Source organism: Streptomyces prunicolor (genome assembly GCF_045162825.1).
Lineage (GTDB): Bacteria > Actinomycetota > Actinomycetes > Streptomycetales > Streptomycetaceae > Streptomyces > Streptomyces prunicolor.
In genome coordinates this window covers 10730119-10745307 of the sequence record NZ_CP108676.1, presented here as the reverse complement: position 1 = coordinate 10745307, position 15189 = coordinate 10730119, and the positions used below count along the sequence as shown (strand labels likewise).

The 15189-nt window shown below is 69.6% G+C and carries 13 protein-coding genes; 7 read left to right on the top strand and 6 right to left on the bottom strand.

The features are described from left to right. Positions 1-23: 23 nt before the first annotated feature. Together OG588_RS48610 and OG588_RS48605 are read right to left on the bottom strand one after the other, a co-directional pair. A complete protein-coding gene (locus tag OG588_RS48610; protein ID WP_405952926.1) occupies positions 24-668 on the bottom strand; it encodes a CatB-related O-acetyltransferase in 645 nt (214 codons plus the stop codon). Positions 669-731: 63 nt separating this feature from the next. Continuing rightward, the gene (locus tag OG588_RS48605) at positions 732-1097 is read right to left on the bottom strand and encodes a DUF4440 domain-containing protein (protein WP_405952925.1); all 366 of its coding nucleotides are present in this window, start codon (positions 1095-1097) and stop codon (positions 732-734) included. A 147-nt stretch (positions 1098-1244) separates the two neighbouring features. Between OG588_RS48605 and OG588_RS48600 the strand changes: the two genes are divergently transcribed. Beyond that, the gene (locus tag OG588_RS48600; protein ID WP_405952924.1) at positions 1245-2498 is read left to right on the top strand and encodes an acyltransferase family protein; all 1254 of its coding nucleotides are present in this window, start codon (positions 1245-1247) and stop codon (positions 2496-2498) included. A gap of 36 nt (positions 2499-2534) precedes the next feature. Here the strand turns inward: OG588_RS48600 and OG588_RS48595 are convergent, their stop codons facing one another. The 3 genes from OG588_RS48595 to OG588_RS48585 form a co-directional block, all read right to left on the bottom strand. Beyond that, entirely contained in the window at positions 2535-3797 is a 1263-nt protein-coding gene (locus tag OG588_RS48595) for an MFS transporter (RefSeq protein WP_405952923.1), read from the bottom strand. Positions 3798-4003: 206 nt separating this feature from the next. Continuing rightward, complete coding sequence (locus OG588_RS48590; RefSeq protein WP_405952922.1) at positions 4004-6640, bottom strand: alpha-L-rhamnosidase C-terminal domain-containing protein; 2637 nt, start codon at positions 6638-6640, stop codon at positions 4004-4006. Positions 6641-6772: 132 nt separating this feature from the next. Next, the gene (locus OG588_RS48585) at positions 6773-7135 is read right to left on the bottom strand and encodes a VOC family protein (protein WP_405953405.1); all 363 of its coding nucleotides are present in this window, start codon (positions 7133-7135) and stop codon (positions 6773-6775) included. 282 nt (positions 7136-7417) lie between these two features. Here OG588_RS48585 and OG588_RS48580 point away from each other — a divergent pair, with 282 nt between their 5' ends. From OG588_RS48580 to OG588_RS48565, 4 genes are all read left to right on the top strand, one after another. Further along, the gene (locus tag OG588_RS48580; protein WP_405952921.1) at positions 7418-8722 is read left to right on the top strand and encodes an MFS transporter; all 1305 of its coding nucleotides are present in this window, start codon (positions 7418-7420) and stop codon (positions 8720-8722) included. 237 nt (positions 8723-8959) lie between these two features. After that, on the top strand, positions 8960-9811 hold the full coding sequence (locus OG588_RS48575) for an alpha/beta fold hydrolase (RefSeq protein WP_405952920.1): 852 nt from the start codon (positions 8960-8962) through the stop codon (positions 9809-9811). Between the two features lie 163 nt (positions 9812-9974). After that, a complete protein-coding gene (locus tag OG588_RS48570; protein ID WP_405953404.1) occupies positions 9975-11720 on the top strand; it encodes a sensor histidine kinase in 1746 nt (581 codons plus the stop codon). A 129-nt stretch (positions 11721-11849) separates the two neighbouring features. Further along, positions 11850-12506 carry a response regulator transcription factor gene (locus OG588_RS48565; protein WP_019056316.1) on the top strand — a complete coding sequence of 219 codons (657 nt, stop codon included), beginning with the start codon at positions 11850-11852 and terminating at the stop codon, positions 12504-12506. Between the two features lie 15 nt (positions 12507-12521). Here OG588_RS48565 and OG588_RS48560 read toward each other — a convergent pair whose 3' ends face one another. After that, entirely contained in the window at positions 12522-12791 is a 270-nt protein-coding gene (locus OG588_RS48560) for an ester cyclase (RefSeq protein ID WP_405952919.1), read from the bottom strand. Between the two features lie 90 nt (positions 12792-12881). Between OG588_RS48560 and OG588_RS48555 the strand changes: the two genes are divergently transcribed. Next, positions 12882-13481 (top strand): TetR/AcrR family transcriptional regulator, encoded by a 600-nt coding sequence (locus OG588_RS48555; protein WP_405952918.1) that lies wholly within the window; start codon positions 12882-12884, stop codon positions 13479-13481. Next, positions 13478-15100 (top strand): CocE/NonD family hydrolase, encoded by a 1623-nt coding sequence (locus tag OG588_RS48550; protein ID WP_405952917.1) that lies wholly within the window; start codon positions 13478-13480, stop codon positions 15098-15100. The genes OG588_RS48555 and OG588_RS48550 overlap by 4 nt, the downstream gene beginning before the upstream one ends. Positions 15101-15189 lie beyond the last annotated feature (89 nt).

Sequence of the window (15189 nt, the reverse complement as noted above, 5' to 3'; positions counted from 1 at the left end):
CCGGCACGGCCCCTGCGCCTCGCTCAGGAGATCTCCGGGGCGGCGGATTCCAGCTCGGCGATGCTGCCCGACATGACCGTCCGTACGTGCTCGGAAATGTGCTGCGCAGGCCAGTCCCACCAGGCCACCGCCAGCAGGCGGGCGATCTCCTCCTCGCTGTACCGGAGCCGGATCAGGCGGGCCGGGTTGCCACCGACGATGCCGTAGTCGGGTACGTCCGCGGTGACCACGGCACCGGCGCCGATGATCGCGCCGTGTCCGATCCGCACACCGGGCAGCACGGTCGTGCCGTAGCCGAACCAGACGTCGTTGCCGACGACCGTGTCCCCTCGGTTGGGCAGGCCGGTGAGCAGGTCGAAGTGGTCCGACCAGGAGCCGCCCATGGTGGGGAAGGGGAAGGTCGAGGGGCCGTCCATGCGGTGGTTGGCGCCGTTCATGATGAACCGCACCCCCGTGCCCAGCGCGCAGAACCTGCCGATGATCAGCTTCTCCGGCCCGTAGTGGTAGAGCACGTTCCGTGTCTCGAACGCGGTCGCGTCGTCCGGATCGTCGTAGTAGGAGTACTCCCCGACCTCGATCAGCGGGGACTTCACCAGCGGTCTGAGCAGCACCACGCGCGGCTGCTCGGGCATCGGATGCAGGACCGCGGGATCTGCGGGCACGGGCATGACGAGTGGTTCCTTCCGGGGTGCGGTTTCGGACGGACGAGGTGGAGCGGCGGTCGCCTCCGCTCAAGCGGTCAACGTGCCCTGGTGGAAGTACATCCGCCAACCCGTCTCCGTCAGGCGCCACAGAGAGCTACGCCACGCCCGTCGGCCCTGGTTGTCTGCGAAGTACGTCAGGTGGACGACACCCGGTGCGAGAACGACTCCGGACATCTGGCTGACCTCGACCGGAGACTCCGCGGACACCGAGCCACCGCTCGTCACCGCGAGGACCGACTCCACGTCCCACCGGCGGCCGGAGGCACCGATCTCGGTGAACTCCGGGTCCAGCAGCTCCAGGACATGGTCCGGCGACGCGCGCACCTCGGGATCGAGAAGCCGCATCTCCCCGTCGACGGCCGCCTGTACGGCCCGCTCACTCTCATCCGTCATGGGGGAACCCTATGGACGCCGCTCGCGAAGGCCCAGCGAATTGATCACTCACCACGCCCCCGCGGTCGGCGACCGGAACGCGACCTCTGTCTGAGGGCAACATGAGAATTTGTGTGATCCCGGCAGGCGTGGGCAGACGCGGCCGTTATGAGCACCCTCCAGCGGAGCACGGCAGACGAGGCCACGGAGCAGCACCCTGATGTGCGGGCGGCGCCGCCGCTCGTGCCCGCGTCCGCGGACCGGGGCAGAGGTGGCGGGCGGGGCTTTTCGTCAGTGCTGCGTGGGGGTGGGCGGGTCGCGGGGCTGGACGGACTGCGGACGGTCGCGGTGGTGCTGGTGATCGTCTACCACGTGGAGCCGGACCTGGTGCCCGGCGGTTCGGTGGGCGTGGACGTGTTCTTCACGATCAGCGGTTTCGTCATCACCCGGCTGCTGGTCGGTGAGTACGCCCGTACCGGTGGCATCGGGCTGTGGTCGTTCTACCGGCGGCGGTGGGTGCGCCTGATGCCGGCCCTGCTGGTGATGTGCGCGGTCACCGCGCTCCTCTCCGTGGCGTTCGAACTGCCGCTGTTCCGCGGGGCGTGGGTGGCCGCCGCGCTGGCCGCGGGGTCCGTCGTCAATCTCGTACGGGCCGGGGACGCCGGGACGTACTCGGATCTCACCGCGCCGCTGAGCCACACCTGGTCCCTGGGTGTGGAGGAGCAGTTCTATCTCGCCTGGCCGCTCCTGCTGCTCGTCCTGCTGCGGCACGCGAGGGCGCGGGTGGTGCTGGGCTGGGTCGCGGTGCTGTGTGTGCTGCCGGTGCTCTGGCGGACGGTGCTCTGGGATCCCTCGGCCGCGCACCGCATCTACAACGGCCCCGACACCCGCGCCGACCAGCTCCTCATCGGCGCCCTGCTCGCCCTCGTCCTGGCCCGACTGCGCGCCGACGACCCCCGCCTGGAGTCGCTGCGCCGATGGGCCGGCCGCCTCTGCCTGCCCGCGCTCACGCTGCTGGGGCTGATCGCCTGGCAGATCCCGATCACCGAGGTCAGCGGGTGGAACCCCGCCTGGTACACGGTCGGATTCCTCGTCGCCGCCCTGCTGACGGCCTGCGTGGTGGCCGCGCTGGACCTGTGCCCCCGCTCGTGGCCAACTCGTCTGCTGTCGCTGTCAGTTCCGGTCTGGATCGGACGCAACCTCAGCTACGGGATGTACCTGTGGCACTACCCCGTCATCCGGCTGCTGCACGACCTCGGTGTGCAGGGTGACACCCTGCTCCAGACCGGCCTCGCGGCCACGCTCGCCGCCGCCCTCGCCTCGTACGCCCTCGTCGAACGGCCTCTGCTACGACGCGGTCGGCCCCGCGTGCGCCGACCGGAGCCGGTTGTCGCCACGGAACCACGGTCGCCGGTCCTGTGACGCACGGCCGGCTGCCCCCTGCCCGCGCCGCCGGAGCTACACCGGGTCCGCCGTCGCAGGGCTCGGTGCCTGCGTCCCTGTGCCGCCGAACCGGATGCCCTTGGCCTCCTTGCCGACGGCGCTCAGAACGATCACCAGGACCAGAGCGGGAGTTACGGTCCATGCCATCGCCACCGGATAGCCGTGGTGCTCGGCGATGGCCTCCTGGATCGGCAGGTTGAGGGCGGCGATGAGGTTGCCGAGCTGGTAGGTGACGCCGGGGTAGAAGCCCCGGATCGTGTCCGGGCTCATCTCGGTCAGGTGCGCGGGGATGACGCCCCAGGCTCCCTGTACGCACAGTTGCATCAGGAAGGAGGAGAGCATCAGCCAGCCCACCGTGCTGGACAGGACGAAGAAGGGCACCACGACCAGGCCCGCGGCCGCCGCGATCATGATCGTGCGCCGACGTCCCAGCCGCTCGGAGTACGCGCCGAGCACCATGCCGCCGATGATGGCGCCGATGTTGTAGACCACGGCGATGGCGATCGAGGTGTCCGGTGACAGACCCAGGCCCTTCTTCACGAAGGTGGGGTAGATGTCCTGGGTGCCGTGCGACATCCAGTTGAAGGCGGTCATCAGCGCGACCAGGTACACGAAGCGCCGTAGCACCGCGGGGTTCTTGAACACCTGGTAGGCGGGGGTGCGGTTGAGTTTGACGCTCTTCTCCCACACCTCGCTCTCCTCCACCCGGGCGCGCACCCACAGCGAGACCAGGGCGGGCACCAGGCTGAAGGCGAACAACCCCCGCCAGCCGAAGGCGGGTTCGATGACGAAGAACGCCACCGCGGCGAGCAGATAGCCCAGCGAGTAGCCGCTCTGCAGCAGACCCGACCAGAAGCCGCGTCGCTCGGCCGGGATCTTCTCCATGGCGAGCGCCGCGCCCAGGCCCCACTCGCCGCCCATGCCGATGCCGTACAGCAGGCGCAGGACCAGCAGCACGGTGTAGTTCGGGGCGAAGGCGCAGGCGAAGCCGATGACCGAGTAGAAGGCGACGTCGACCATGAGCGGGGTGCGACGGCCTTTGCGGTCCGCCCACAGGCCGAAGAGGAGGGCGCCGACCGGTCGCATCACCAGGGTGGCCGTGGTGAGGAAGGCCATGTCGGTGAGGGAGACGTGGAAGTCGTCGGCGATCTCGCTGTAGACGAGTACGACGAGGAAGTAGTCGAAGGCGTCCATCGCCCAGCCCAAGTAGGCGGCGACGAAGGCGTTGCGCTGATCCTTGGTGAGTCCCGCGGCCTGTTCCCGGACGGTCTGCAGCATCCCGGCCCTCCCTCGGTCCGCAGGTCAGGCTAGGTGGGCTCGGCGGCCCGGGGCAACGCAAGGTCCGGCAAAACACCCGCCACAATTAGCCAAAGCGAACGGCTGGTTCGGGCGGTGCACAGCGAACCGCCCCGAGCCAGACGCACGTTGGTCCGTCCCGGAGCGGTTCATCGCGACACCGCGCGCCAACGCGGCGCCCCATGGGGTCAGTTGCCGCGCAGCTCGCTCACGAAGCTGTGGTCGCCCGCACCGAGGCCCGCGACCGTGACCGTGCCGTCGGACACCGTCACGTCACGGCTCGATGCCCGCCGCCCGTCCCAGAGCATCCGTCGGCCGACGCTCACGCGTTGGCCGCGCGAGTCACCGGGGAAGGTGACCGAGCCCTGAGCGTGCTTGGGTACATGAACCGTGAGCCGGAAGACGCGCGCACTGTTCTCCCACTCGACACCCAAGGGGCCGTGCGGGGTGGGGAGTTGACCCGTCGCCCAGTCGACGCCGCCGGGCCGCGGGCGTACTTCCCAGGTGGCGTATCCGGGCGAGGTCGGCCGGGCGCCGAGCAGATGGTTGGTCAGCGCGGGCAGCACACCGGTGGACCAGCCGTGGGCCATGCTCGTGTAAGCGTCCTCGTACAACGACCCGCCTGGCCCGATGCCTTCCCAGTGGGTGATGCCGGGGTCGTTCTTGTCCATCCAGCCGTACATACGGCGGATCTGGTCGAGCGCGGACTCGGCCTGACCGGTCAGGAAGCGGGCCTCGATCTCCGGGTAGGAGGTGAAGGCGTACACCCGCTGGGAGGCCTGGTCGAAGATCGTGTCATTGTCCATGAAGGCGTTGCCGTACGGCCGTTTGGTCGTCGCGTCGAGATGCGCGAGCGCGGAGGTGGCACGGTCGGCACTCGCGATACCGGTGACGACGGCCAGGGAGTTGCCGTCCTGGGCATGGCGTACCGCGCCCGTGGAGGAGTCCAGGTAGGCGCCCGAACTCGCGTCCCACAGCAGGGCGTTGACGGCCTGGGCAACGTTGTCGGCCCGCGTGCTCCACCGCGTGGCGTCGGCCTGCTGCCCCAGCAGGCGGGCCAACTGGGCGGCGTTCTGGAGGGCTTGGACGTAGAGCGCGTTGTAGTAGGTGACGCGGCCCGTACGGCTGAGGAACGCGTAGTCGCCGTATCCGCCGGTGCCGTTGAGGCCCTTGCTCAGCAGGCCGGCGTCGTCCGTGACGCTCGGGTACCAGGTGTCCAGGACCTTCAGCAGGGTCGGGTAGTAGCGCGTCGCGTACTGGCGGTCGCCGGTGTAGAGGACGTAGTCCCAGCTGCAAGTGACCCAGTACAGCGGATAGTCGAAGAGGGGCAGCGTGTAGTTGCCGATGGAGGCGGGCGGGATCCAGCCGTCGGCGCGCTGGTGGTCGGCGAGGTCGGCCAGGACGTTGCGGGCCGCCGCGGCTGCGTCGTCGTGGGTGAGATAGAGGGTGCGGGCGGAGACGGCGAGGTCGCCGACGTACGGGTCGCGGTCGCGCTTGGCACCGTCCTGGAGGACCAACTTCCCCTCCAGCGTGGCGCTCCAGGCGTTGCGGGGGTCGACGTCGTCCTGGCGGAACGTGTCGGTGACCAGTTCATTGGTGTACGCGGCGCCGTACCAGTAACGATTCAACTCGTCGTCGGAGCACAGGAACCAGCCGCGGTAGGTGCTGGGTGTACCGACGTACGCGGTGAACTGCAGTGCCACGGAGTCGATTTCGACCGTGCCCCAGGGCTGTGCGGCGGGGCTGTCCGAGGCGAGCGCGTCGAGGCTGATCTTGAGGTAGCGGAATCCGTGGAGCCCGTCCGCGAACACCTTGTCACCGGCCTGGAAGCCTTTGTGGTCCGTCCAGTTGGCGCCCTTCGCGGGGACGGCGAACTGGTCCGTGCCTCCTCCGGCGCCGCCCGCCTGGTCGGCGCGGGTGAAGTCCGAGCGGTCGGTGAGGAATTGGCGGGTCTCGGAGAACGCGACGCGTACGCCCGGGGAGTTGGCGGAGGCGGAGGTGAACCTGATCTGCGGATATCCGACCACGACCTTGCCGAAGTCCACGGTGACACTCGGTATCGGGATCGGTTCGACCGGTGCGGGCCAGACCTCGTTGATCCGGGTGAAGTTGCCGTGCGAGGTGTCCTGCGCGTGGGTCACCGTGATGCGCACGCGGTCGGTGCTCACCTGCTCCGCGAACGGAACGGCCTTCTGCACCGCGTCGTTGCCCGTGACCGTCGCGGCCGTGTGCCAGTCGCCGTCGGTCCACACGTCGACGGTGTAGTCGGTCGGCACGCCGTCGCTGTTGGAGATCACCGTGATGCCCCGCAGGGGCGTGACCTGCGGTGCGGTGATGGTGAGGACGTCGGGGAACACCCCGAGCGTGTCGTCGTTCCAGAAGGTGTCCGGGTTTCCGTCGACCGCGTTTCCGGCGTCGTAGGTGCGCGGTTGTCCGTCGTTGCCGTTGTTGCCCGCGTGAGCGGAGGAGGCCTCGGCCGTGGTGCCGGTGGGCCAGGTGGGCGCCGCCGCGGGCTGCGGGCGCCGCAGGACGGATCTGGCGCCACCGGGCTTGAGCAGCCCGTTCGGGTTCTTCACGTCCCCGGTCGACGTGGTGATCCGCACCGGGCGGACGGTGCGGGAGGACGGCCCCTGGACGTAGCGGTGCCAACCGCCGGACCGGCGCGGCGAGTTGCCGGTGACGGAAGCGGAGGCTTCCTCGGCGGGGAGCGCTTCCGCCGAGGGGAGTCCGGTGGAGAGGGACACCGCGGTGAGTCCGACGGTGCTTGCTGCGGCCAGAGCTACGCGACGGGAAATGCCTTTGTCCGGTGTGCTGTTCGACGCCATACGGTCCCCTTGAGCGACATTGATTGAATCGTTTCACTCGGCAGCTGCGTGGTGACGCTATCTCGAACACCGGATGCCCGTACAGCGTTGGGACAGAAGTAATCGGCGGGCTGGGGGTGGGGTTGGGTCTGACTAATTGTCGTCGCGACACAAGCAGAACGGGTGCCCAGCAGGGTCGAAGAGCACGCGTACATTCTCCTGCGGCTGGAACTCCGCCACGACGGCGCCCAGGGCGACCGCCTCGGTGACCGCCGAGTCCAGGTCTCCGACCTGGAAGTCGAAGTGCATCATCGGGCGTTGGTCGCCGTCGGCCGGTGGCCATACCGGAGCCCGATAACCCTCCGCCTGCTGGAACACGAGGAACGGCCCCTGCGGGGAGGCGGCCACGACGGATGTTCCCGGCTCTTCATGTCCGATGTGCCAGTCGAGGAGCTCGGCGTAGAACCTCGCCAAGCCACTGGGATCCGGCGCTTCGACCGTGGTCCCCCACCACATACAGCCTGTTCGAGATCGCATGCTTGAGCCTATCCACCGTCCCGGAGACGCACAGGTACCGGCGGCAGGCGAAGGATCGTCATTGCGGAGGCCCCGTGCCCGAGGTGACAATGCGGGGACGTGCCGGGTGGTCATCCCGGCGAAGTGTTGGAGGCGCTGCTTGTGAACACCGCATCGCGGTGCGCCTCGCCCTGCGCGCCAGACGCTGAACACTTCGCCTCGCCCACCGGCTGACCCGCTTTCGTTCGCGGTGGGCGCTTCCCCGTACGGGAGACCACCGTAGTGCCCGAAGACTTCTCGACGCCCGATCGCCGTCCGCTGACGACGGTTCTTGCCGCCAACCTCGTTTCGATCACCGGGAGTTGCCTCACCTACATGGGCGTGCCCTGGTTCGTGCTGCAGAGCACGGGCAGTGCCGCCAAGGCCGGGATCGTCGCGTTCTGCACGATGCTGCCCGTGGTGCTCGCCGCGCTCGTCGGTGGTCCGGTCATCGACCGGATCGGGCGACGCCGGGTGACTGTCGCCTCGGATCTCGCCTGCGCAGTAGCCGTCGCGGCGATCCCGCTGCTGCAGTTCGCCGACGCCCTGCGTTTCTGGATGCTGTGCGTGCTGATGGCGGTGACAGGGCTGTGCCGTACGCCGGGGGAAACCGCCCGCGGCGTGCTGTTGCCCACGCTCGCCGAACGTGCCGGAATGCCGCTGACCCGGGCGGCCGGGCTGTACGACGGCGCGGCACGCTGTGCGGCGCTGACCGGGTCGGCTCTCGGAGGTGTGCTGATCGCCGAACTCGGTGCCGCGAACGTCCTGTTGGTGGACGCCGCGACCTTCGCCGTGGCCGCGCCGCTGTTCGCGTTCGGAGTGCGCGGCCTGCCCGAGGCGCAGGCCCAACAGCGGGCGGAGCCGGTGTCGTTGCATGCCTACGGTCGTGAACTCGCGGAAGGCTACCGTTTCGTGGCGGCCACGCCGTTGCTGCTGGGCGTATGTCTGATGACGCTGGTCACCAGGGGCCTCGACCAGGGATGGAGTGCCGTACTCCTCCCCGTCCACGCCCGTGAGGAGCTCGGCGGTTCGGTCGAACTCGGTCTGCTGAACGCGGCGTTCGGGGTCTGCGCGCTCACGGGGGCCCTCGTCTACGGCGTGGTGGGCAGTCGTTTTCGGCGGTGGCCGGTGTTCACGATCGCGTTTCTCATCGTGGGTCTGCCGCGCTTCGTGGTGGCCGCGTTCACCGACACCTTCACGCCACTGGCCGTGATCATGGCGATCGAGGGTCTCGCCTGCGGTGTGCTCAACCCCATCATGGCCACAGTGACCTATGAGACGGTGCCGGAGGAACTGCGCAGCCGCGTGCTGAGCGCGACAACAGCCTCGGTCCAACTCGTCACTCCGCTGGGCGGATTGGCCGCGGGCTTCCTCGTGGACGCGGTCGGCCCGCCCTCCACGTTGTTGATGGTCGGCGGTGCGTATCTGCTCGCCACGCTGTGCCCGGTGGTCTTCCCGGTCTGGAGAAGGATGGACCCTGCCGGTTCTCCCCTCGGCAGGGCGGCGGCGGGCTCACTGCCTCGCGGTTCGGGGACGAAACGCGGGTAGTCACGCTGACCTCCGGTGTCGCTCGGCGTGCTGCCGCCGCCGGTTGCCGGGCCACCGGACCCGGAATCTAGGTCATATTGCGGATGCCGCCGTAAAAGCGCTCCTCATAGGGTCCATGACATGCCGCGCCGACGGACCGGAAGCTCCACAAGGCCACCGCCCCTCGCCCAACAGCTCGGCGGCGGACTCTCCGTCAGACCCGTTCCCACCACGCCCGTCCCATGCCTGAGGAGTCCCATGAGTACCGAAGTTTCCCGCCGCCATGTCCTGGCCGCCGGCGCGGCGCTGGCCGGATCGGCTGCGCTGATCGCCGGTTCGGAAGGAACGGCCGGTGCGGCGACGGCCCCGGCCGGTACCGGTGCGGAGAAGACGAAGGTGAAGCCCACGATCGTGCTGGTGCACGGCGGCTACGCCGATTCGTCCTGCTGGAACGCCACCATCGCGGAGTTGCAGGACAAGGGCTACACCACGATCGCCGGGTCGAACCCGCTGCGCGGCATCCCGACCGACGCCCCGTACATCGCGAGCCTGCTGGACTCGATCAGCGGACCGGTCGTCCTGGTCGCGCACTCCATGGGCGGAACGGTCATCACGAACGCCGCCGCCGGAAAGGCCAACGTCAAGGCGCTGGTCTACATCGCGGCGTTCGTGCCCGACGTGGGCGAGACGCAGGGTGAGCTCATCACCAAGTTCCCCGGCAGCGAGGTCGAGCCGGTGAGCGTGCCGGTGCCGTACACGAAGGCCGACGGCACGACCGGCACCGACCTGTACCTCAGCAAGGACGGCCAGGCCGCCTTCGCCGCCGACCTCTCCACCGCCGACTTCAAGGTCCTGCAGGCCACGCAGCGGCCGTTCGACGCCGACTCCTTCATCTTCCCGACCACGGCCGCGGCCTGGAAGACGATCCCGGTGTGGGGCCTGGTCGCGGGCCAGGACAAGGCGATCCCGCCGGCCTGCGAGCGCTGGATGTACAGCCGCGCGAACGCACGCAAGATCGTCGAGGTGCCGCGCTCGTCCCACGTCGTGATGATCAGCCACCCCAAGGCCGTCGCCCGTCTCATCGAGGACGCCGCCAAGGCGACCAGCTGACGCTCACGACAGTGCCCCGGTCCACCACCACGGACCGGGGCACTGTCGATCCCGCAGGTGGACGTCGCCCGGACCGTACGACTTTCGTCGCGCGTGGATGCGACGAACGGATGCTGTGCGCGCGGACATTGCTGCATACCGTTGGCGCGTGAATCTCAAGACGATGGCCCTCGATGTCCGGCACCGACTGGGCACGGTACGCATGTGGTCCCGGCGGCGGATCGCCGGCGAGACGGTACTGGCCGTCGTCCTGGCCCTGGGCATGGCGGTGGGCCAGACGGGCGAAGGCGCGCTGCGGATGACCGCCGCGGCGGTGGCGGCGGCGCTGTTGTCTCCGCTACGGCGGATCTTCCCGGCGGGCGTCCTGGTCGCCACCGGCGCGGTCGGCGGTGTGCTCAGCAGCTTCGGGGTCATGCTGATCGTGGTGAGCTGGTCGGCGGGGGCGCGGATCGAGGCGCCGCGCCGGGCACTCGCGCTGTTCGCCACCACGTACGTCCTCTTCGTGGGGCTGTCGGTCAACGACCCGACGCAGCCGCTGTCGACCGTGCAGACCTTGGTGTTCACCACGCTCGCGTTCGTCGCCACGACGGTCGTGCCCGGCCTGGCCAGTCGCAACCGCGCCCAACGCCGCACTCTGCTGCACGCGTTGCACGAGCACAACGCCCAACTCCTGCGCGAGCGCGAGATGATCGCGTCCCACGCACGGCTGCGGGAGCGGCAGCGCATCGCGCAGGACATGCACGACAGCCTCGGCCACCAACTGGCGCTGATCGCCGTCCACACCGGCGCGTTGGAGGTGGACCGCGCCCTGACGGACGGACAGCGCGAGGTGGTGGGCGTGCTGCGGGACGCCTCCGTGTCCGCGATGCACGAACTGCGGGAGGCTGTCGGCATCCTGAGCGACGGCACACCCGATCAAGTCCGGGCGCGTGAGGGCGAGTTGGAGCCCCAGTCCCGGGGAGTGGCAGGGATCGAAGGCCTGGTAGAGGCGTCACGGGGCGCGGGGACGCTCGTAGCGCTACGGCGTACGGGCCAGCCACGTCCGCTGGCTCCCGCCGCCGACCACGCGGCGTTCCGGATCGTGCAGGAGGCGCTGACCAACGCCCTGAAGCACGCGCAGGATGCCTCGATCACCGTCGAACTGCGCTACGAGCCGGACTCGTTGGTCGTCGAGGTCGCCAACGGGCCGGTACCCGCACTGACTTCAGCCGTACGACGGCCCGTGGTGAGCGGTGGGCAGGGGCTGACGGGGCTCCAGGAGCGGGCCCGGCTGGTCGGCGGGATGGTGCACGCGGGGCCCGCGGCGGACGGCGGATTCCGCATCGCGGGCGTGCTGCCGTACGGTCCCCGGTCGCCGCGCGCGTCGGAGAGCGGCGGGTGGCCGGCGGAACCGGGGCCGGACGGAGCGACCTTCGTCGATGCGGCGAACGACTTCCGGGGGCAGAGCGAGGAGGCCATACCCGGCGACGGTGGTGCGGACATCGACTGGTCCGGTGCGCCGGACAGGCAGAAGGAGTTCGACATCGCCATGGGACGCAAGAAGAAGGGCCTCGTGATCGGATGCGGCGCCGCACTGGTGGCCTTCCTGGTTCTCGGAGTGCTCGCCGTCGTGTTGATCGTCAACCTGGTGGAGAAGGAGTCCGACCGGGTCATGCTCGACCCGTCGGTCTACAAGTCGGTGAAGGTCGGGGACTCCGAGACGGCCGTCCGGGCCAAACTGCCGCACGGGAAGTCGTTCCTGGCCCCGGCCCTGGACGACAACGCGCCCGCCGCACCGCGCGGGGCGACCTGCGCGTCCTACCTCTCGACCGGGGACTGGCCGGAGAAGGGAGACGACATACCCGCCTTCCGCTTCTGCTTCAAGGGCGGCAAACTGATCGAGAAGCGGTCCTTCATGTCCTCGTCATAGTCATGACCACGTCCTGGACGTGGGCCGTCCGTGGTAGTCATGAGCCCAGTCCGTCGTCGTCGTGAGCACCGTCCCTCGTAGTCCTGGGCCGTCCGTCGTCGTCCCCGTCGCATGTCGTGCAGGAGCGTTGTGATCAGAGTCCTCGTCGCGGATGACGAACCGCTCATCCGGGCGGGCATCAGGATGATCCTCACCTCCGCCGACGACATCGACGTGGTGGCGGAGGCGGCCAACGGCCGTGAGGCGGTCGACCTGGTCCGCGCCCATGCCGTCGACGTGGCCCTGCTCGACATACAGATGCCCGTGCTGGACGGCCTGTCCGCGCTGGCCGAACTGCGGCGCGCGGCACCGGCCGTACGTCCATTGATCCTGACGACGTTCGGCGAGCGGGAGAACGTGCTGCGGGCGCTGAGTCAGGGTGGCGCCGGTTTCCTGCTGAAGGACTCGGCGCCGGCCGAACTGATCCAGGCGGTACGGGCGGCGGCGGCCGGGGACGCGTATCTGTCACCGGCTGCCACCCGCCACGTGGTCGACCAGCTCGCCTCGGGACAGTCGGCGGCGCGCGGTGAGGAGGCGCGTCGGCGTCTGGAGTCGCTCAGCACCCGGGAACTGGAGGTGCTCGCGCTGCTCGGCGAAGGCCTGTCGAACGCCGACGCGGGCGAGCGGATCCATGTGAGCGAGGCGACGGTGAAGACGTACGTCAGCCGGATCCTGACGAAGCTGCGGTGCGAGAACCGGGTGCAGGCGGCGCTGTTGGCACGGGACGCGGGGTTGGGTCCGGGCTGACAGAGGTCCCCGGACTCATCGGCCGCCGGGCGTGGCTCCCAACTGCTCCATCAGGGAGAAGAGGTTGGCCACGCCCCAGTGCTCGGCGATCCTCCCGTCGACCACCCGCATCGCGTCGCCGGTCTCGAACTGGATCGCCCTGCCGGTGGGGGCGATTCCGAAGAACTCGCCCTCGTGCGTGCCGTGGTAGGTCTTGTAGGTGGTCACGAGGTTGCCCTCGGCCGGGCTGCGGGGTGTGGTCGACGAAGTCGTCGGCGAACAACTCGTCGTACAGCGCGTAGTCACCGCCTCCTTTGACCTCCTGGGTGTTGCGCCGGATCACTGCTTCAAAACTGCACACTTGTGCATTTATTCTCATCTGTATAACTTGACCGCATGCAGCTCGAACCGATCCAGGAACCCGGCACCCAGGACAGAAGGGTCCGGCGTTCCCGCGCGGCCCTGATGGCGGCCGCTGTGCGGCTCGTGTCCGAGCGCGGTACCTCGGACATCCCGGTCACCGATCTCGCCGAGGCGGCGGACGTGAGCCGTCGCCTCGTCTATCTGCAGTTCGGGGACCGCGACACCCTCCTGACGGAAGCCGCGATCGACCTGGTGAGACGGGAGCTGCTCCCCCGGGCCGGAGACGGTGGCGACACCGCCGAGGGGGTGGCGGCGCTGGCACAACACTGCGCGGAGCACCGCTCCTTCTACCGCCCGATGCTGACCGGATCGTGCGCCTTCGCCATGACCGGCACCCTCAACACACTCTTCGGCTCCCTCAACAGACCGGCTGTCCGCAAGCTGTTCGGCGACCTGGACCGGCAGACGGCGGACGACCTCTCGGCGTTCATCGCGGGCGGAGCCGCCACGCTCGTCAACAACTGGGTGATCGACGGCACCGACCCCCTCGACCCCGAGGAACTGACGAACCGCCTGCTCCGCCTCGCGTCCACCCTCAGCCACCGCCCGTCAGCCGGAGGCGACGCCCGATGAAGCTCAGCAGCCACCTCACCCAGCACCTCCTGCGCCTGCCCCCGCCCGCGACCAGAGATCTCACCGTCGAGCGCGATCTACGGGTGCCGATGCGCGACGGAGCCGTCCTGCTGGCCGACCGCTGGACCCCGAGTTCAGGTTCCGCCGGCCTGCCGACCGCACTCATCCGCATCCCGTACGGCAGGACGGGCCTGATCGCCGCGCAGTTGGCCAGGCCCCTGGCCGAGCGAGGATTCCAGGTGCTGATCCAGAGCACCCGCGGCACCTTCGGCTCCGGCGGCGACTTCGACCCCCTGCGCCGCGAACGCGAGGACGGTCTGGACACCCTGGACTGGCTCGTCGAGCAGCCCTGGTGCGGCGAGGCGGTCGTGCTGTACGGCGGCAGCTATCCGGGGTTCGCCCAGTGGGCGGTGTCCGGTCAACTGCCGCCGCAGGTCAAGGCGTTGATTCCCTCGGTCTCCGAGTCCGCCTTCACGCTGGAGTTCCTCCGCAAGGAGTCGTTCTCGCTGGAGGCGACCTTCGGCTGGGGCCTCCAGGTCGCGGGCCAGGAACGCCGGGGCGCGCTGCTCCGCCAGGCGCTACGCATCCGGAAGGAACGGCGCGCCTGGTACACGCTGCCGCTGAACGAGGCCGACACCGCCGCCATCGGCCGCCGCTCCGACTACTTCCAGCACACCCTCGACCACGACGCCGACTCGCCGTTCTGGTCCGTGCTCGACCACAGCTCGCGGGTCGCCGATCTCACCGTGCCGGTCAGCACGGTCGGCGGCTGGTTCGACATCTTTCTGCCCGGCCAACTCCGCGACTACCAGGCGCTACAGGGGGCGGGACGGGAGGCCCGGGTCACCGTCGGACCGTGGGCGCACATCTCCATGGGCGTCGGGGAGACGGCGACCGCCGAGGCCCTCGACTTCGGTCTGGCCCACGCCCGCGGCGAGAAGCCGTCCGACCGCGCCCCGCTGCGGCTGTTCGTGATGGGCGAGGAGACCTGGCGCGGCTTCCCGTCCTGGCCCCCGCCGGGATACGCCCCGCAGCGCCTCCACCTCCACCCCGCCGGCGCCCTGGCCGCCGACCCGCCGCCCGAGTCCGCCCCGGACACCTACCGCTACGACCCGGCCGACCCCACCCCGGCCGTCGGCGGCGTCCGCATGGCCGTCGGCGTCAAGTCGGGCCGCGTCGACAACACCGCTCTGGAGGCCCGCCCGGACGTCCTCACCTACACAACTCCCGCGCTGGACACGGACGTCGAGGTCGTCGGCGAGGTGAGCGCCGAGATCTTCTTCCGCTCCAGCCTGCCGTACGCCGACGTGTTCGTGCGCCTCTGCGATGTCGACGGGACGGGTCGCTCGACCAACGTGTGCGACGGCCTCGTCAGCCTCACCGGCGCCGACGAAGCAACGTGCGCGAGCGTCCAACTGTGGCCCACGGCATACCAGTTCAAGCGCGGTCACCGCATCCGCGTCCAGGTCTCCAGCGGCGCCTTCCCCCGCTACAACCGCAACCTCGGCACCGGCGAACCCCGGGCGACCGCGACCACGCTCCGCGCCGCCGACCAGGAAGTCCTCCACACCCCGGCGCACCCCTCCGCGGTGATCCTGCCGCTCCGGCGTCTGAACTGACGTCATCTGGTGGGCCGTTGGCGAACTGGGGGACATCCCCGTAGAACCACTCCGGGCATCCCTTACGACCTCAGGCCGATGTGGCTCAA

Excerpts from the sequence above, each read along its gene's own strand:
- OG588_RS48610 (WP_405952926.1), bottom strand. The coding sequence starts at position 668 with ATGCCCGTGCCCGCAGATCCCGCGGTCCTGCATCCGATGCCCGAGCAG.
- OG588_RS48605 (WP_405952925.1), bottom strand. The coding sequence starts at position 1,097 with ATGACGGATGAGAGTGAGCGGGCCGTACAGGCGGCCGTCGACGGGGAG.
- OG588_RS48600 (WP_405952924.1), top strand. The coding sequence starts at position 1,245 with ATGAGCACCCTCCAGCGGAGCACGGCAGACGAGGCCACGGAGCAGCAC.
- OG588_RS48595 (WP_405952923.1), bottom strand. The coding sequence starts at position 3,797 with ATGCTGCAGACCGTCCGGGAACAGGCCGCGGGACTCACCAAGGATCAG.
- OG588_RS48590 (WP_405952922.1), bottom strand. The coding sequence starts at position 6,640 with ATGGCGTCGAACAGCACACCGGACAAAGGCATTTCCCGTCGCGTAGCT.
- OG588_RS48585 (WP_405953405.1), bottom strand. The coding sequence starts at position 7,135 with ATGTGGTGGGGGACCACGGTCGAAGCGCCGGATCCCAGTGGCTTGGCG.
- OG588_RS48575 (WP_405952920.1), top strand. The coding sequence starts at position 8,960 with ATGAGTACCGAAGTTTCCCGCCGCCATGTCCTGGCCGCCGGCGCGGCG.
- OG588_RS48570 (WP_405953404.1), top strand. The coding sequence starts at position 9,975 with ATGGCCCTCGATGTCCGGCACCGACTGGGCACGGTACGCATGTGGTCC.
- OG588_RS48555 (WP_405952918.1), top strand. The coding sequence starts at position 12,882 with ATGCAGCTCGAACCGATCCAGGAACCCGGCACCCAGGACAGAAGGGTC.
- OG588_RS48550 (WP_405952917.1), top strand. The coding sequence starts at position 13,478 with ATGAAGCTCAGCAGCCACCTCACCCAGCACCTCCTGCGCCTGCCCCCG.